This is a genomic window from Chryseobacterium camelliae, assembly GCF_030818575.1.
Taxonomy (GTDB): Bacteria; Bacteroidota; Bacteroidia; order Flavobacteriales; family Weeksellaceae; genus Chryseobacterium; species Chryseobacterium camelliae_A.
Genome location: NZ_JAUTAL010000001.1, coordinates 2,204,927 through 2,222,330, shown reverse-complemented (window position 1 = coordinate 2,222,330; position 17,404 = coordinate 2,204,927). Strand labels below are relative to the sequence as shown.

Here is a 17,404-nt window from a genome sequence, read left to right as displayed (position 1 = left end):
TCCCGGCTGACGGAGTAGGTCTGATAAATGTATGAAAATGTAATGAACGACCACACAGGATTGTCATACTAATACAACCCTTACAACGACAGCCATGCTTAAAAAAATATCCTTGTCACTTACATTGCTAATGCCCTTGTTCGCCTTATCGCAAAGTATCAGTGGAACAATCAGGCAATCCAAAAGTACAATTCCTTATGCGGAGATCATTGCCAGGAAGGGTCAATATAAACAGTCTGCAATTTCAGACGCCAACGGATATTTTAACCTGAAATTAGCTGAATATGGAACGTATAGCATGGAATGCATATATGATGGAAAGACAATCTATCAGGCACAGATAGATGTTAATGGTAATATAAAGCATGACCTGTTAGTAACTGATGGCAATGAAAAACAAATAGAAGGTGTCACAGTGACAGTAAGAAAAAAGCTGATCGAAAGAAAGGCGGACCGCCTGATCTTTAACCTGTCAAATTCGATAGCCTCACAAGGCATGGATGGCCTGCAGGCGTTGGACATGACCCCACAGATAAAAGCAGATGAGAATGGAGGAATAACGATGATTGGCAAAAGTGGTGTTGCGGTGATGGTCAATGAGCAGATGCTGAACCTTTCCGGACCTGATCTTATCAACTATATCAGGAGTATTCGCTCAGAGAGTATTGAAAAAATAGAAGTCATTACAGCACCACCTGCAAAATATGAAGCACAGGGGAACAGCGGCCTCATTAATATTGTGTTAAAGAAAAATCAAGACCTGGGATGGAATGGTAGCCTGACCTCCAGTCTGATACAGACTACCTATACGGGAATCGCAAATTCTGCTACTGTGAACTATCAGAACAAAAAGCTACGGACTTCCTTAAAGCTGAGGCAAAATGATACCCAGAAACATTCGTCAGAAAATTACAGGATCGTCGGATTGGATGGTTTGAACAGTTCTGATGACAGGAGGGATTTTGGACAGGGAAGAGGCTTGAACTTCAGTTCGGATTATGAGATTAATAAAAAGTCCAGTCTTGGATTGGTGTTTGATTACGGATCTGGCAAATCAGGAATGGACATTACAAATACTTCAGATTATTTTCAAAATCAAAACTATACAAATACATTAAGGACCTATGCGGAACACCGCGATAAAAACAGGCAGGCCACAATAAGCGCTTACTATGATCTTAAGTTTGGAAAGCAGAACAACAAGCTGAGCATCACAGGTAATTACTTCTCCAATACGCCGACCAGCAATATCGATTTTACGACTGTTGATAATTCGGATCATGATTATGTTGTAAGAACTCCATCCCGGCTGGACTATAAGATCTATTCCGGTCAGGCCGACCTTACGCTGCCTTTTGAATTTGCCAAGACCGAAGCCGGAATAAAATTCACCAATTTCGACAATAACTCAGACCTGAAGTACCAGAACTTTACCGGCCAGGATTATATTACTGATCCTCAAAAAAGTGATCTTTTCAATTATAATGAAAAGAATTACGCGGTATATGCAGGAATGGAAAGACAACTCAGTGAAAAATGGAATGCGAAAGTCGGGCTGAGATATGAATATGCCATCATCAACGGAAACTCTGTTTCATCGGGACAACGCTCAGAAAATTCATATGGCAAGTTTTTTCCCACAGCCTATCTCAGCTACAAAGCCAATGAAAATCATACCTTCAATATCAATTACTCTAAACGTATCAACAGGCCAGGCTTCCGTGCACTTAACCCATTTCGATGGTATACGAACGTCAATTCTTATTATTCTGGCAATCCAACCCTTAACCCATCGTTCAGTCACAATTTTGAACTGTCTTACCTGTATAAAGGAAAGCTTTCTGTTTCCACCTACTTCCAGAGGGAAACAAATGCCTTTGGCCAGTTGGTCATGTTGGAAGGTGAGAATAAGACCAGCCGGTTTTATAACTTTTTCAATAAAAATAGTACGGGTATCTCTTTGAATTATTCCGATACGTTCCTAAACTATTGGGAAGCCAGTTATGCGGCATATTTCTCTCACATGAAGACACAGGTCTTTGCCACCGATGCCGCCTCAAGAAAAGGCAACAGTACAAGCTTTGATATCAGGAACAGTTTTTCTTTAAAAAAGGATAAAAGCGTTCAATTGATTATGAACTACTGGTTCCGCCTTCCTTCCAGCTTGGGTAATACCTACTCCTATTTTGTAGGCAACTTTACAGCAGGACTAAAATTGAGTTTGATGAATAAAGACCTTATGATGAATGTTTATGTCTCAGATATCTTCAGGCAGGCCAAGAGCCACGGTGAAATTTATTATGTAGATTCCATGCATTACTTTAATAATTACTACGACGGAAGGAGTCTTTCCGTATCCCTTACCTATAACATTGGAAAACGCAAACTAAGAGAAGGGCGGCAGCTGAGGTTTGACGAAAAGAACAGAGCGAACTGAAGCAATACAAATATAGAGGGGATGCAGAAAATCCGGTGATATGATCCACGTAAAATCATAATATGTAATGTGGATAAAAAGCTCAAAACAGACTCCGGAAAATCTGACAATTTTTTTACTACTGATTTTTATCGCCCGCCTTTTGCCTTGATCATTCACCGCAAACCAATCATCGTTTTCGTATACGGCTGCCTGGTGATTCTGTGCTGTATACAATATCCTTATGACGGCCTCTCTATCTGGTAATTCTGGTGTAGTAGATGTATATGCTATTTTAGATTTCGACGTATCCGGCTTAGGGATTGAGAAGTGATTTTAAGATAAGAAGCAATATACTGTTGCGGAACAAGCAAAGCCAGATCCGGATACCGTCTGATAAATTCGCAATACTTGGTTTTAGCATCCCCGAAATTCAAAAAGTCATTATCTTTTATCTTATTCAGCAGGCTCATTTCCGTGATCGTCTTAATATAGATATAAAGATTGGGAATCTCATTGCTTAATTTTTCAATTGTTGTTTTGCTGATCAAATAAATGGTACAGTCTGTGACACATTGGATGGACTCCGTAGAAGCCTTAGCAGTATAATAACTCTCCAGGTCAACGGTAAATTGTCCTTCCCGGATAAAGTATTTCGTAACCTCATGACCATCGATCTGTGGTGAGTACATTCTAAGGATACCCTTTTCCACGAAAGCAACTTCCCGTGCGATATCATTATATCTTTGAACAAAATCACCTGCTTTTATAACTTTTTCCTCAAAATAGGAAGCGAATTGGCGGAGGTCACGATCAGATAAAATCCCTCCGAAGGCAAGTGTTGACAGAAGTTTTTCCATAATTATAAGATTCCTTGTTCAAAAAGGCTTCTGGCGCATGACAAGACAGCCTCTTCTGGTGGTATCGGCTGCCAGTTTAACTCAGTTTTGGCTTTGTTGACATTCACTCTTCTCTTTACACCCAGATCAACCATAACAGGTTGCAAAGAAGAATCAAATTTAGAAAAAAGTTTGATGATAAAATTGGGCAGTTCTTTCGTCGGTATTTTGTTTTTCGGATAGGCTTTTTTAAGTATTTCAGCGATATCCTTCAGCATCAAAAACCCTGAAGACAGCAGATAACGGTTATTGGCTGCGGATGGGACTTCCATGGCTTTAATGAGGGCATCTGCAACAGACCGTACATCTATGATTTCAAAACCGATCTTCGGAACAGCGGGCATGCTGCCATCCATCAGCTTGACGACAATATTTGCTGAAGTACCGTAATCATTTTCCAGTACAGGTCCCAGAATAGCGCCCGGTAATACCGTTACCAATTCCATTTCTGAAGGATTTTCTTTCATAAATTTCCAGGCAGTAGCTTCTGCTATCGTTTTGCTCTTAAAATAAGGAGTAAGGTCTTTCGCACAATTTATATCCGTCCATACCGACTCATCCATGATCTGTTGAAGCTGTTCTTTAGTTTTACCATATACAACTGCTGCTCCTGAAGAGGTCAATACCACCCGTTTTATCTTGTACGAAGCTGCTGCATTTAAAATATGCAATACACCTTCTTTGGCCGGAAGAATCAGTTCATCCTCGTGCTTGGGCATTTCTCTGGGAAATGGGGACGCAATATGCTGTACGTAATCCATACCCTCCATCAGATCAGACCATACATTGCCGGTACTCAAGTCTGCTTCTGCAAAGGATAAGCGATCTACAAAACGGGTATGTTTTGCAATAACTTCTTTGATTGATGGTGCCCTGTTGAGATCTCTCAATGTACCTTTTACGTGGTATCCTTTTTCCAAAAGCCTGATGGCCGTATGTGCTCCCAGAAAACCGCTGATGCCGGTTAATAAGACTTTTTTTGTATCCATAACATAAATGATTTGATACAAAATTGGACAATATACAAACGGCGCCAATTACCATTTGTTAAAAAATACAGAAACTCTACGATTGCAATTCCTAAATAATTTACCCATGGCAGGAATACCTGTGTCTATCTATTTTTACGGGATAATTATCGCCTGAAAAGAATGCTTAAGAAAAGGAAAATGTAGTTTCGTTATATTGAAAAATAAACCATTTAACAATTGTATACCCAAAGATAATGGATACTTCTACTGGTTTTTTATCACCCGCCTTTCGCCTTTATCATTCACCGCAAACCAATCATCGTTTTCGTATACGGCTGCCTGGTGATCGCCGCCATGCCGGTTCACATCTATACCCAATACCTTCCCACCATAGTAGAAGGCTATGTTTCCTTTAACAATTGTGTGGCCTGCAATAATCCGTTTTACCTTGAATATTGCTAAGGTTTTTGAAACCTCTTCTTCGGTCGCTTTGGGCTCAAAGAAATATCCCCTGTACCAGAATAACGAACTTTTCCCCATAAAAAAGGGATCGATCTTCGGGTCACCTACGCCCTGGAGCACCTTCACCCGATCATAAAATGGACGGCATAATGTATTGATTTGTTCTACTGAATATCCCAGCTCATTAATCACCGGTGAAACGCCCGCATGCATACACAGGTTGTCCCCGATTTTCTCAATCGTATTCTTCGTCCTGAGCCATCTTCCAAGCTCCGAATTCTGATCAAACAGTGCCATATAGTCTACGCCCATCAGCTTTGCGCTCTCCGGATATTTGGAATGCACATAACGCAGATCTCCTGACAGGTTCATGATGTCATGGTTTCCCAAAATAGTGTGCACATAGCCACCTGCTTTTTTAGCCAGCCCCTCCAGCCTGTAGATCAGCCACATCGTCTCGGTTACCGCAGGTCCGCGGTCGAACAGGTCCCCGCAGATGACCAGATGCCCCTTCCCATACATCCAGTTGTACTGTTCATCGATCACCTTATTGGCAATCAGCAGATTTCTGAATCCATTAAACTCTCCCTCTATATCAGAAACCACGAACATTTTTGCCGGTTGCTCGAAGACAGAGGGTTCATTCTGTAACGATTTTTTTAGGGAAACCGAAAAATTCAGTTTCGGATCTGCAAAATGTACCTGAACTTTTCCTCCTTTTATTTCATTTCTGGAGGCAACACCATTGGTTACGCTTCGGTTCCAGGCCCTCCCACCTTCATAGGATACATACGGTCCGTCATAAAGCTCTTGTCCAAAACCTGCCACGCTACAAATCAGCATGGCGATTAAGAATAAATATTTTTTCATTTTCAATTTATTGCTCATTAAACGTAATGATTAAATGTACTTATTTTTACGGACTCTGTCTACAAAATCCGAATTTTAAGAAAAAATAATTTCAGCGAGATAATACTCATCTGTGAAGCATTAACTGAGGTTCCTGTAGATCTTTTCCCATAAATATGCCTTGATTTACGGTTATTTTCCGGCCTCATTTTTCTTAAAAGAACTCCTGATCCGGTCGCGGTGCAGCAAACCCCATTCAGCGATCTTGTCTGAAAGTTCTCTCAGAGACATCCCGTAATCTGAAACACTATAGGTAACCGCAGGTGGTTTGGTATCGCTTACATGGCGGTTAATCAGGCCGTTTATTTCCAGATCTTTCAATTCGCGGCTGAGTACCTTGCCGGACAATGGTTCAATGTCATTCAAGATTTCCGAATAGCGCATCGGTTTATAGCAGAGCCTGGCTAAAATGGATAATTTCCATTTTCCGGCCAATAGCTCCATCGTATCATCAATTGCCCGTACCTTTTTAAGGCATTCATCGAAGGGCGGATATGATGGGTCTGTATTTTCTGTTTGCATAGGTTACCTTTATGTCACAATAGTGACTCGTTTGTCACCATTACTTTTGGTTACAAAGTTACTTATTGTCATCAGATAAATCTACCTTTGTTAAAAAAATAAGTGTTATGAGTTTATTGAAAGATCTGGAGTGGCGCTATGCGACCAAGAAAATGAATGGCGAAAAGATCCCTCAGGAAAAATTGGATTATATATTAGAGGCCGCGCGCCTGGCGCCATCTTCATCAGGATTGCAGCAGTATAAGGTGATTGTCATCTCAGATAAAGCTTTATTGGAGCGTGTAAGGCTGGTTGCCTATGATCAGAGCCAGATCACCGATTGTTCGCACCTGCTGGTTTTCGCTGCATGGGACGGATATTCTGATGAAAGGATCTCCAGGGTGTTCAATTATATGATGGATGAGCGCGGACTGCCTCATGAAACTATGGATAGTTACAAGCAGGTGATACTGGATCTTTACGAGCGTTCCGGACAGGAGTGGCAGGCCCACCATGCGGCGAAGCAGAGCTATATATCTTTTGCCATGGCCATCGCTGCTGCCGCTGAACAGAAAGTGGATGCTACACCCATTGAAGGATTTCTGCCCGAAAAACTGGATGAGTTGCTGAACTTAAAAGGGACCGGGTATAAAAGTACTGTCATACTTCCTTTGGGATACAGGGAAAGCGAACAGGATTGGCTGGTTAATATGAAAAAGGTACGTACACCGAAAGAACTGTTCATTACCGAGATGACATTAGCGGATTCATCCGATAATGTGGATCTGCCGAAGCCTATGAATCTTGACGATTTTGCACAAAAATCTGAATAAAAAATCAGTCCATGACTTTAGCCGCAGCATTATGTTGCGGTTTTTTTATTCCGGAGCATTGGCTCTTTTACGGAGCTGTTTTTATCATTGTATACAGAACAGGCTTACTGATACTTCATGAATTTACTGATAATCGGTCACTGTGAACAAAGTAATCATTGTATCACTGGGAGATCATACTTATTACATTCTGTACCAGCCTTATAGTGGTATAATAAATTTTAATAAAATTTTTACAAGGATGTAAAATATTAAAAATTTATATCTAAATTAGTATCAAAACACAAACGATGAATCAATTTCAACAGCAAGAATCAAGACCTGATTTTAATTTAATTGTTTTAAGCTTTAAGATTGTAAACATTACGCGGCCGACTTCTCAGGAGCATCTGGTTGTTTATCCACAGTCCCCCTGAATTCATGAAAAGCTGATAAAAAACACTGGCAAACCCCCAATTTCCGAACTACCTGTCAAACTACCTGAAGCGTTTGATAATCAATTTTATTTTCATTTTTGCAACATTTCAAAATCTGTTTTGTTAAAAAATGATATATGGCCTATGGTCTTGCAGATATGGTCAGCTTGATTTTTTTCGATTTCTGATGGTTTATTATTGGTATTCAAATTTTCATTTTTTGAATACATGCTACACTTCCAATAGATTTACTGAAAAGACCGGTTTCAATAATCTATTGTATTGTTTTGGTCCAGTGTTCTAAGGTCAAAAAGCATCTAAAATTATCTAAATTAATATAATTCCTGTATATGTTATTATCAGCAGACAATGATGAATTTAAACAGAAGTACTCTTTTGAGGAGATATTTCAGATATACAATCAGCTTATATTCAGCCTTATTCTCAGAAAAGTAAGGGAAAGAAATCATGCGATTGAAATTACACAGGAAGTTTTTATCCATCTCTGGAGCTACAGGAAAAATCTGATCCCGGAGAAAATAGAAGCGATCATCAACAAAACCTGTCGGCAGGCTATTTCAAAATTTTACAAGCGTCTTCCCGGCCAGGGTACAACATTTTATATAGAAGAGCTCAACCTGTATTTACCGGATGAATCTGAAGAGGCACTCGAACAAAAACTTAAAAGAGAATTTCAGCTGGACCAGCTGCATGCTGCCATAGAAACACTGCCGTACAAACGGAAAATGATTCTCCTAGCGAATAAGATTGAAGGCAAAACGCAAAAGCAGATTGCTTCCGAAATGAATATATCAAGATCTGCCGTGGAAAATCAGATCCACAAAGCCATCCAATTTCTAAAATCCAAGCTTACTAGTTAATTATAGTTAAATTATATTAAATTTTGTTAAAAATAAATAGTATAGGGGTGTGATTTTACTTTTCTCTTCCTATTACATAATAGAAAGGAAATTTAATTTGCCATGAAAAAGAAAAAAACTAATGACCATCAAGATCTATCTCCTCTCAGCCAGAAAGAGATCAAAAAGATGTGGAACAACATTAACACGAGTATCGGAGATAAAAAACCTAAGAAAAAGCTTCACGGCAAGCAGGGCGGAAATACATTGATTATGATCTTTAGTTTCACGGGTTTGTTAACTTACGGTCATTTCATTAAACCGGAATCGTTTTGGGCTAACGAAAATCTTCAACCGGTAATTCTTAAAGGCAGGTCAGAAATAAAGCTCCCTGAAAATGCTGCATCAATAATCGATCAGTTTTTCCATGATGAGTTAAGGAAAATATTCCTGAAAGAAGATCCTGTCTCTGATGTTACCAGTCCTACTCAACAACCTTTTCTGCTTAACAATATTTCTTCTGGCATAAACGTTCCGGTAACAGTTTTTAACTGGAGTTCTGGCTGAAAGGTTCTGTACAGTACCATTAATAATACAGGGAGAGACTGCACACAAAAGCAGAAAATCCTGGAGTACATAGATACTTTTAATGCTCAATGCAAGGTCCGGAAACCTCTGGAATGGGCAATTTCAGCAATTGGGAAAAGAGCGATGATCTCCTGAATGGGAGTCGCATCCATGACTTCATCAAAGTAGGATTTTACATCCCGACCATTTACTGAAAGTGTTAATCTCTTAATAATTCTTATCCAATATCACACAGATCAAATGAAAAAAATATACTTATACATGCTTTTTTTTGCCAGCATAACCCTTTTTGGGCAGGTGGGCATAGGCACAAAGAATGTAGATGCAAACATCATTTTGCAAATAGAAAGCCAGCCCAATCCCGGGCAAGCCTATTACGGAGGGCTGCTAATTCCCCGTATATCCCTCTCATCTACCACTACATTTTCCCCGTTGACAGGAACAGCAACTACGGGACTCATCATTTATAATACTGCAACTGCAGGTAGCGGCACAACTGCCGTTACGCCCGGCTTTTATTTCTGGGACAATACCAATCTGTTATGGCAGAAAATAACCCAGAAGTTATCCAATGAAACTGCACTCTTTTCCAATCAGGATAATACAACAGACATCAATGCAGGAAACGGAATCTATGCGGATCTATTTGCCAATGTACGGTTCAACAATAATACCGCTTTATATGAAAAGATTAATGCAACAACGCTCAGAATCAACGAAATTGGTTACTACAAGGTGATATTAAATCTGGACCTGGCCTCCAGTGGCGGAGCAGACAATTTCGGGGTGGAAATCGTCGTGAATAATAGCGATAATATTGTCTCGGATAATATTTACGTTCCGGGAAGATGGGATAATGAGGACGGGGAAGAAGATAATTTTCCTAACGGCAGGTCGTATGTTATTTATGTTCCTATAAATGTCGCTGGCTATACATTAAGGGTAAGGACATACGAAATTGATCCCTCAACTGATGTACGCTTTAAAAATGTCAATACTTCTACCATTTCAATTGAAAAAATCAGATAACTATGAAAAACTATTTATCAGCGATACATATAGTAGCCGTATTTGCTTCATCTACGGCTATAGCCCAAGTAGGCATCAATACGTCCACTGTGTCGGATGGCGTAAGTCTGCAGATAGAATCTTCTACAAAAGGGATTTTATTTCCCAGAATCGCCCTGACCTCCCGAACTTCCACCTCACCGCTGGCTTCATCCATTCCTACCGGAACTATTGTATTCAATACGGCGACAACAGGGAATTTTCCCAATGCAGTATCACCGGGACTGCACTGGTGGAGTGCTGCCGACCAACAGTGGACGAATCTTAATACAAACCTGAATACTGTATTCATGAAGTATACCAACTCAGAATCATCGACTAACTATAATACAACTGCCTGGCAAAACGTGAAGATTTTCGGCAATAAAATCATCAATGAAAGCAATTCGATATACACTGTAAATACGGCAAATCAATCCGTGACCATAAACAGGGCCGGTTTATATGCCATCTCGTCATTGCTGTCATTCGATAAGAAAGATGGGGGTGATGAAGGACGCCTGTCCTTATCTGCTCAGGTGTTCGTTAACGGAATAGCAGCGGGAACACAGCAGGTCATATCACCGGGATACACCAATTTGGTTACAAATGGCAGAGGGCTGTTTTCCCACTCTTTTACCGAGTATCTGAACTTAAACGGCGGGGATGTGTTGACTTTGCAAGTGAAAAAAACAGACGGCACCTATTCCAACGGGTATGGTACAGCCGAGGTAAGGTTTCTCCAAAGTGGGGATTCAAGTATTTCAATACAGAGGATTCGTTAAATAATCAGGTAAACCAAAAAACAATGAAAAAAATATATACAATAATCACACTGCTGCTCGTTGCAAAAATTTTAGGACAGGTCGGCATCGGAACGTCCAGTCCCATATCATCATCAGCATTAGATATTACTTCTTTAAGCAAAGGCGTATTAATCCCCAGGGTTGCATTGACATCTACTGATACCAAGGCCCCATTATCGGGCACTGTCCCGGAGGGGGTCTTGGTTTTTAATACGGCTACCTCGGGAACTTCCAGTACCGCAGTTTTCCCGGGCCTGTATGTTTGGGCCAATAATCAATGGAATTTACCGGCAGAACTGAATTCCACTAAAGCGAAAGCCGTAAAATTCAACAATCTTCCTTCCAGTACGACGAATTTTAACCCCGGCACAACTACACAAACGGTGACAATTGATATTTTTGGTACACAGGTATTCAATGATGATCCTTCCATTTTTGAGAAAGTGACCGATAATTCTTTGTTAATTAAACAAACAGGGCTTTATCTGATTTCCGTTAATCTCGCATTAAAACAAAACCCGGCTGTCGACCAGTCCAGAGTAGCGGATTATCTGTATTTTAATGTTAATAGTAATCTTGCTTCTGCAAAGATTATTACTCTGGTCCCGCAATATAATCCATCACGTGTAAATATCAACGGGAGGTTCGCTTTTGGCTCAAATTCGTATGCCTATATATCATCGGGAGATACTTTAACATTCCTCTCGCAGCGTTATAAGAATGGAACAAATTATAATGGAACGGTGAATTTTGATAATACCAGCCTGTCAAGTATTACGATCATTAAAATTCAGTAAATTTTTAATGGCTACCATGCATGAGATTCCGCTTATCATGGCAGTTGTTGAGAGATGGAAAAATCAGTTTTCATATTATGTATGTAATTAGATGCAAGTTACTTTTATAAAGGATATGTCTTGCGGGGAATTCAGATTGGAAATTCGATGAATAATACACAGAGAGCAGCAAAATTTTACACCTTATTCCCCGTCAGAGCACTGAATTTATTCCCCAGCTTATCCTTATAATAATTTCCTTCTTTCTTAAAACTGGTTGCATCCACGCCTTTCAGCAGTTTATTTTGGAAATAGGCATTTTTGTCATCTTTTCCGAAATCACGGCCGATGAGGATAAACGTTTTTACATCAGCACCAGGAATAACTTCCTGGTCATAATAGACATGGTTTTTGTCTTTTGAATAATAGCTGAACATATACGCATCATCTTGATCACCATCAAAAGTCAGTAGCTGGAAGGAAGGCGCATCAACTTCAGCATACTTAAAATTTTTGCCCAAGATAAGTATGTCTTTATTGTTTACGCAAATAGTTTGCTCATTAATCACACGGATGGCATGTATTGAGTCGAAGGACCTGGTTGTACCATCAGAACCCTGCTGAAAAGAAGGATAGTAGATGGTATTCCCGAATCTCATGTAATAGTCATTAACAGCTTCAGCATTTCCAGAATTAGGAAGGATTGATTTAAAGCCTCCGGTATTAGGTGTTGTATACACGGAATCTTTATCTTTCATAAAAAAGCTATTGATGAATGCAAAGGTTTTCCGGTCCGCATGTACTAACTTATCAGAATAGAAGTAATGACTTCTATCCCTTGCCCAGTTTGGATGGTTGTCTATCAGTTCATAAGTCTTCGGATCTGCACCTTCAATAATTTTAAAGCCATAGTGCTGAAGAATATAATAGACATGAAAACGATCTTTGGGGATCTTCTTGTCAACATAAAAAGAATTCCGGTCTACCTGCTTTTGTTTTATTGCACAAAAATAGACGGCATTTTTATCCCGGGCTATATCCTCTGCCAGTACTTCAAACGATTGTGCATCGGCTTCCGGCATGGGGGATATGCCTAAACTGAACCAGTTGCCATTCATACAATAAGAAACTTTTCCTTTGGAATCGATAAAGTAAGACCTTGATTTCTGCTCGTTGGCCAGCTTGCCAATATTACGGCATGAAGTACAGATGCTGAGTAAAATAAGGGCCAGAAAGAAAACATAGTTTTTCATAGTGCATTGTGATTAGGAGTTTTGATAAAAGTCTTTCTCATACTAAGATATAGAATTTTACCATATTGTTGGCATGAACTACTTCTGTTGATATGATCCACAATTTTCTCATAAACTTAAAACGTGTATTCAATTGATATCAATGATTAGAGATATAGATGTCTGTGAATATTATTCTTTTTTAAAATAAAATCATTTAAATTTTAACATATTTTAATAATTTCTGCCATTAAATTTATTTAGAATTAATAAAAATAATATCTTTGCATCAAAACAAAGTATGAAGAAATTATTCTGTCCGGTAGTTCTGTTACCGGGATTTTTAGCCTTTGCGCAACAACAAAAAGACACTGTGGCTCACTCAAAAATTATTGATGAAGTTATTGTTTCCGGGATCAGGAAATATGCAGAAAAGAAATCTGATTATGTGGCCAGGATGCCGCTTAAAAATCTCGAAAACCCACAGGTCTATACTGTCCTGCCAAGAGAATTGATGCAGCAGCAGGTGGCCACGGACCTGCAGAGTTCATTAAACCTTCTGCCGGGCGTTAATAATGTGTCCGTAAATGTAGGCAGCGGAGGTATAGGATTAGGGCTTACCATGCGCGGATTCAGTTCCAATGCTTCAGCCGGAGCGCTCCGGAACGGGATGGCCACTAATTTTGTTTCTCTTTCGGACCCTGTTAACCTGGAAGCTATTGAGGTCATCAAAGGGCCCTCAGGGACATTATTCGGTTCTGCATTGCTGGTAGGATACGGAGGATTTGTCAACCGGGTGACCAAAAAGCCCTTCAATCATTTCAAAGGGGAAATAGGGTATATCGCAGGAAGCTGGAGCAGTAACCGCGTTACGGTAGATATCAATACGCCTTTAAATGCAGGCAAGACTTTTTTAGCACGTCTGAATGCTGCCTAATGCAAAGGTTTATGACATATTTTGATTTGCCCATGAAGCTGATTTCCAGTTTTATATTTAGTATTTTACCATAACAGGGAAATCTGGTTTTGGTGCGGAATCGTAATAACTGGAAGCCTGGAAGTTCAAATATCAATATTCTGATGCTTGGATATTTAAAACAATCATATCACAGACCCAAATAGATTAAAGAAAATATTTATCTTTATCATGATAGCCTTAGTTTGATGTTACAAAGTTGGTGATTGTGCAGATCAGAACATTAAAGCCATAAAAATCAAAAAACACCAAATGAAGCCATCAGTGTTTTTAAATACGGATTAAATTGTCTGAATAATTTTTATTAAATAGCTTCAATAATCTTAATATCAATATGTTACAATTTAATCATACTTGGAAACTGAATTTACGCTGCCGGATTCTGATCCATTTTAAATAAAAACCTGAGTATCTCAATTGAAATACCCAGGACTTTCTAATATATTACTTATCAACGATGATGCAATCGCCTATTTTTTTATCAGCTTTTGTACTGAAATTTTGCCGTCTTCATAAGTCGCTTTTACAAAATAAACACCTTTCGGGGAATCTGAAATATCAATCTGTTGCCCAGAAATTTTTGCGGCTGTCATCTGTCCGGCCATATTGCTCACTTCCACAGATTTAATCTTTTTTGCGTCTTTTATATACGCTATTCCTTCTGTCGGATTCGGATATATGCCGAAAGTATCAGAAGTTTTAACGTCATGTACGGCAAGAACATTCATTGACATTCTTTTTACCATTGTGCCACTTTCGGAATAAGCTACCACCACATAATTATTTACGGGATCAATAGCGATGTCGTTATAGTTAGAAGCTGCTGTTGAAATAAAAGGATCTCCGAATCTTTCCCAGTTTCCTGATGAAGTATTAAAGCGATATACGCTGTTTCTGCCATTGTTGCTGTTAGAGCTGTCCCAAATCGATGCAACCACGTACGGTGCACCTGCTGGCGTTACCGCGATGGCAGTATTGTTTACTATACTGTCCGAAAAGTTGGCAGCGCCGATCTGTACCCAGACATTTCCTGAAAGTTTCTTTACATTCAATTTTCTTCCTCCTGCAGTGTTCGATACGTATACGACATAGGGAATATTATTTCCATCTAGCGCAATATCGGAAAAAGAACTGTCCGAACTGTATGCATTACCTACCGGACCGCCTCCTACGAGGGTCCAGGTATCTGATGAAGTTGCATTGGCGTTGATTTTATAAACATTGAATACCCCAGAAGTGATCTGCGAGGCATAAAGCGTATTATCTGAACCCACTGCTATTTTAGGGAAAGTAGCTCCACCAGGAAATCCGGAATTTCCTACCTGTTCCCATGCTCCGCTGCTGCTGCTGTATCTTCTTACCGTTCCGGATCCGTCGGAACTGTATGCAAAAAGCACGTTGGATGGTGATGTTGTGATCGAGTGGAAGTTGATGCTGCTAGTTGTAGCCATCGGAAGCATGCCCCATGATCCTCCACTGAATTTTCTGATCTCCATTCCCGTACTCGGATAGCTGGCCTGGTTGCTGTAATAGATATTTCCCTGAAGATCAGTTGTTAACGAATTATATGTAGCAATGCCGGTAGTAATTCCCGCTGAGCCTCCTACATAAGACCATGAGGTCCCGTTAAACTTCTGTACTGAGCCTTTCGTTACGGTTGTGTCATAGTACGAGATATAATAATTTCCCGAAGCATCTACAACCAGATTATTATAGCTGCTGTTGCCTGCTGAAACCAAGGCAGATGAACCTGCGTTGCTCCACTGTTGGGCAGAGGTAAGAACGGTAAGACCTACTCCGCAAACCGTAAGAGCCTTTTTAAAATTAAAAAAAGTGATGTTTTCCATAGTAAATAATGTTTTAAGAAATGTGAAAAATTTTACCGATTTCAGATCTTAATAAATTGCGGTTTTGGTGGGATTGTCCTTGTGAAGAACTGTGAACAAATTTATAGATTGATTGGAGAATTCATACTTTTTAAGTAGAAATTATCAAGAAAATACATACTCATTTGGTACTTTTTCATTATTTAACGGTGTAAATGGTGAAGAATTGAAAAAGTATTTAATTTTTACTTTGAATTTTAAAGACAATAAATACTCGTTAAATTTAATATAATAGATGATGAATATTTAAAAAATTGATATTTATTTAGCATTAAAATTATCATAATCATAATTGAGAAATATGGAAAGCAGAGGGTTTATATAAAGATAAAGTTAGATACTGTCGATCCAGTGATAGATATCCGTCTGCTGAGGAATTTCCAGCTTTTTGCGGAGCCTGTATTTTTTATTTTGAACGGTCCGTGTTTCAATAAAGGTATATTTCGCAATTTCTTTGGTGGTAAGCTTTAATTTCAGGAGCGCACAGAACTCAATTTCAGACTGTTGAAGATCAGGATTTATTTTCAGCAGTTTCTCAGAAAATTCAGGAAATACACTTTCAAAAGCAAACATAAATCCAGGGTCATTATTTTCAAGAAAACTGATAAGGTTTTTGTAAGTTTCACGCAGATTCCTTTTCATTTGAGGTTCCGGAATTTCCTTGTCTGCATTTAATCTCTCCGCCTTATTTTTCTTGCTGATTCTAAAAAAGAGAAATGCAAAAGTTCCCGATACCATTACCAGTAAAATCACCAACAGCAGAGGCGTCCTGTCGGAAGACAGGTTCAGCTCCTCTTTATCTTTACTGATTACTTCCTGCAGAGAATTATATTTACTCTGAAGCATCTGGAGATCATACTGCTTGGCTTTATTTTCATAGAAATTAAAGCTGTCTTTCTGGTTTTTACGCAGGTAAATTTCTTGTAAGGATGTATAGATACTGTTTATATTCAATTCAATGCCGGTACGTTTTCCGATTTTTAAGGCCTTGTGAAAATTTTTTACTGCCTTCTCATAATCTTTCCTGTGTTCATAATACTGGCCGATCACAATATAGTTGTTGATCATGGATTTGTCATCAGAAATATCTGCGGGTTTTATTTCGATGGATTTTCGTGCAAAATAGTAGGCGGAATCCACGTTGTACGGCATATAAGCATTTGAAATATTGGAGTAGTTGAGATACTGAAACGAAGCAAATTCATTCCTGTCTTTTAGTTCGGAGCCGCTCCTTATTTCCTCCTTGAGTTTTTTTACTGCATTTCCGGGCTCATTCTTATCCATATAAACATTGGCAAAGCTGCTCAGGACGTTGGCTTTTGCATAAAATATCTTTTTGCTTTCCGATTTGTCTTGTTGCAGGGTAGTGTAAGCGTTGTTCAGATGAAAAATCGCTTTATCGTAAAATTTATTTACGGAATAGATTTCTGCAAGATAAACGTCCGCCATTGCTCCATAATATTTGCTATCATAATTACCTGAAACTTTTTGGAGCCGTTCTGATGCAATAATAAGACTGTCGATCTGGTTTTTGTTGTAAAAATACCTGCATTTTCTTTCGAGCAGTTTCATTTCCGAAAGTGAGTCTTTAAGTTTCCTGGATTCTTTAATCAACCCGTCCAGATCAAAATAGGCTTTATTGATATTGGTATTGAATAGCCTTGAATTTTCTGCAACCCTACTTTTTAACCCGGAAAGATCTTTCTGCGACTGAGCATGAGTTTTTACGCAGGTTAAAAGGATAAATAAGAATAGCAGTAAAGACTTTTTCACAATATATTGATGCTCAGGATTTATTGTTTTTATCAATGATCAGGTAAATTTAT

The 17,404-nt window shown here is 39.1% G+C and carries 16 protein-coding genes; 9 read left to right on the top strand and 7 right to left on the bottom strand.

The window, feature by feature from the left end; genetic code table 11:
- The first annotated feature begins 94 nt into the window (after positions 1 to 94).
- On the top strand, positions 95 to 2,437 hold the full coding sequence (locus QE404_RS10050) for a TonB-dependent receptor domain-containing protein (protein WP_307450102.1): 2,343 nt from the start codon (positions 95 to 97) through the stop codon (positions 2,435 to 2,437).
- Between the two features lie 269 nt (positions 2,438 to 2,706).
- On the opposite strand, the gene QE404_RS10045 is transcribed toward QE404_RS10050, so the two are convergent.
- The 4 genes from QE404_RS10045 to QE404_RS10030 all read right to left on the bottom strand — a co-directional run bounded on the left by QE404_RS10045 (position 2,707) and on the right by QE404_RS10030 (position 6,179).
- Positions 2,707 to 3,276: a Crp/Fnr family transcriptional regulator gene (locus tag QE404_RS10045; protein WP_307450100.1), complete on the bottom strand. Its 570-nt coding sequence runs from the start codon at positions 3,274 to 3,276 to the stop codon at positions 2,707 to 2,709.
- A gap of 2 nt (positions 3,277 to 3,278) precedes the next feature.
- Positions 3,279 to 4,304 (bottom strand): SDR family oxidoreductase, encoded by a 1,026-nt coding sequence (locus QE404_RS10040; RefSeq protein WP_307450097.1) that lies wholly within the window; start codon positions 4,302 to 4,304, stop codon positions 3,279 to 3,281.
- A 246-nt stretch (positions 4,305 to 4,550) separates the two neighbouring features.
- Entirely contained in the window at positions 4,551 to 5,618 is a 1,068-nt protein-coding gene (locus tag QE404_RS10035) for a metallophosphoesterase (protein ID WP_307450096.1), read from the bottom strand.
- Between the two features lie 171 nt (positions 5,619 to 5,789).
- Positions 5,790 to 6,179 (bottom strand): winged helix-turn-helix transcriptional regulator, encoded by a 390-nt coding sequence (locus QE404_RS10030; RefSeq protein ID WP_307450093.1) that lies wholly within the window; start codon positions 6,177 to 6,179, stop codon positions 5,790 to 5,792.
- Positions 6,180 to 6,286: 107 nt separating this feature from the next.
- Between QE404_RS10030 and QE404_RS10025 the strand changes: the two genes are divergently transcribed.
- The 7 genes from QE404_RS10025 (at position 6,287) to QE404_RS09995 (ending at position 11,505) form a co-directional block, all read left to right on the top strand.
- Complete coding sequence (locus QE404_RS10025) at positions 6,287 to 6,991, top strand: nitroreductase family protein (protein ID WP_307450090.1); 705 nt, start codon at positions 6,287 to 6,289, stop codon at positions 6,989 to 6,991.
- A 766-nt stretch (positions 6,992 to 7,757) separates the two neighbouring features.
- Positions 7,758 to 8,288, top strand: coding sequence for an RNA polymerase sigma factor (locus QE404_RS10020; RefSeq protein WP_307450087.1), 531 nt, complete (start codon positions 7,758 to 7,760; stop codon positions 8,286 to 8,288).
- Positions 8,289 to 8,390: 102 nt separating this feature from the next.
- On the top strand, positions 8,391 to 8,834 hold the full coding sequence (locus tag QE404_RS10015; protein WP_307450084.1) for a hypothetical protein: 444 nt from the start codon (positions 8,391 to 8,393) through the stop codon (positions 8,832 to 8,834).
- An 89-nt stretch (positions 8,835 to 8,923) separates the two neighbouring features.
- Positions 8,924 to 9,049, top strand: coding sequence for a hypothetical protein (locus QE404_RS10010; RefSeq protein WP_307453864.1), 126 nt, complete (start codon positions 8,924 to 8,926; stop codon positions 9,047 to 9,049).
- A 46-nt stretch (positions 9,050 to 9,095) separates the two neighbouring features.
- Positions 9,096 to 9,884, top strand: coding sequence for a hypothetical protein (locus tag QE404_RS10005; protein WP_307450080.1), 789 nt, complete (start codon positions 9,096 to 9,098; stop codon positions 9,882 to 9,884).
- 2 nt (positions 9,885 to 9,886) lie between these two features.
- On the top strand, positions 9,887 to 10,687 hold the full coding sequence (locus tag QE404_RS10000) for a hypothetical protein (protein ID WP_307450078.1): 801 nt from the start codon (positions 9,887 to 9,889) through the stop codon (positions 10,685 to 10,687).
- Positions 10,688 to 10,710: 23 nt separating this feature from the next.
- A complete protein-coding gene (locus QE404_RS09995; protein ID WP_307450075.1) occupies positions 10,711 to 11,505 on the top strand; it encodes a hypothetical protein in 795 nt (264 codons plus the stop codon).
- Between the two features lie 176 nt (positions 11,506 to 11,681).
- On the opposite strand, the gene QE404_RS09990 is transcribed toward QE404_RS09995, so the two are convergent.
- Positions 11,682 to 12,737 carry a DKNYY domain-containing protein gene (locus tag QE404_RS09990; RefSeq protein ID WP_307450071.1) on the bottom strand — a complete coding sequence of 352 codons (1,056 nt, stop codon included), beginning with the start codon at positions 12,735 to 12,737 and terminating at the stop codon, positions 11,682 to 11,684.
- Between the two features lie 280 nt (positions 12,738 to 13,017).
- Between QE404_RS09990 and QE404_RS09985 the strand changes: the two genes are divergently transcribed.
- Positions 13,018 to 13,653 carry a TonB-dependent siderophore receptor gene (locus QE404_RS09985; RefSeq protein ID WP_307450066.1) on the top strand — a complete coding sequence of 212 codons (636 nt, stop codon included), beginning with the start codon at positions 13,018 to 13,020 and terminating at the stop codon, positions 13,651 to 13,653.
- A gap of 509 nt (positions 13,654 to 14,162) precedes the next feature.
- Here QE404_RS09985 and QE404_RS09980 read toward each other — a convergent pair.
- The gene (locus QE404_RS09980) at positions 14,163 to 15,539 is read right to left on the bottom strand and encodes a T9SS type A sorting domain-containing protein (RefSeq protein ID WP_307450063.1); all 1,377 of its coding nucleotides are present in this window, start codon (positions 15,537 to 15,539) and stop codon (positions 14,163 to 14,165) included.
- Between the two features lie 372 nt (positions 15,540 to 15,911).
- Entirely contained in the window at positions 15,912 to 17,351 is a 1,440-nt protein-coding gene (locus QE404_RS09975; protein ID WP_307450060.1) for a helix-turn-helix transcriptional regulator, read from the bottom strand.
- Positions 17,352 to 17,404 lie beyond the last annotated feature (53 nt).

Bases quoted from the DNA above. Each gene is read 5' to 3' on its own strand.
- QE404_RS10000 (WP_307450078.1), top strand. From the start codon at position 9,887: ATGAAAAACTATTTATCAGCGATACATATAGTAGCCGTATTTGCTTCA.
- QE404_RS10015 (WP_307450084.1), top strand. From the start codon at position 8,391: ATGAAAAAGAAAAAAACTAATGACCATCAAGATCTATCTCCTCTCAGC.
- QE404_RS10050 (WP_307450102.1), top strand. From the start codon at position 95: ATGCTTAAAAAAATATCCTTGTCACTTACATTGCTAATGCCCTTGTTC.
- QE404_RS10025 (WP_307450090.1), top strand. From the start codon at position 6,287: ATGAGTTTATTGAAAGATCTGGAGTGGCGCTATGCGACCAAGAAAATG.
- QE404_RS10030 (WP_307450093.1), bottom strand. From the start codon at position 6,179: ATGCAAACAGAAAATACAGACCCATCATATCCGCCCTTCGATGAATGC.
- QE404_RS10035 (WP_307450096.1), bottom strand. From the start codon at position 5,618: ATGAAAAAATATTTATTCTTAATCGCCATGCTGATTTGTAGCGTGGCA.
- QE404_RS09995 (WP_307450075.1), top strand. From the start codon at position 10,711: ATGAAAAAAATATATACAATAATCACACTGCTGCTCGTTGCAAAAATT.
- QE404_RS10020 (WP_307450087.1), top strand. From the start codon at position 7,758: ATGTTATTATCAGCAGACAATGATGAATTTAAACAGAAGTACTCTTTT.
- QE404_RS10045 (WP_307450100.1), bottom strand. From the start codon at position 3,276: ATGGAAAAACTTCTGTCAACACTTGCCTTCGGAGGGATTTTATCTGAT.
- QE404_RS10005 (WP_307450080.1), top strand. From the start codon at position 9,096: ATGAAAAAAATATACTTATACATGCTTTTTTTTGCCAGCATAACCCTT.
- QE404_RS09980 (WP_307450063.1), bottom strand. From the start codon at position 15,539: ATGGAAAACATCACTTTTTTTAATTTTAAAAAGGCTCTTACGGTTTGC.
- QE404_RS09985 (WP_307450066.1), top strand. From the start codon at position 13,018: ATGAAGAAATTATTCTGTCCGGTAGTTCTGTTACCGGGATTTTTAGCC.
- QE404_RS10010 (WP_307453864.1), top strand. From the start codon at position 8,924: ATGCAAGGTCCGGAAACCTCTGGAATGGGCAATTTCAGCAATTGGGAA.
- QE404_RS10040 (WP_307450097.1), bottom strand. From the start codon at position 4,304: ATGGATACAAAAAAAGTCTTATTAACCGGCATCAGCGGTTTTCTGGGA.
- QE404_RS09990 (WP_307450071.1), bottom strand. From the start codon at position 12,737: ATGAAAAACTATGTTTTCTTTCTGGCCCTTATTTTACTCAGCATCTGT.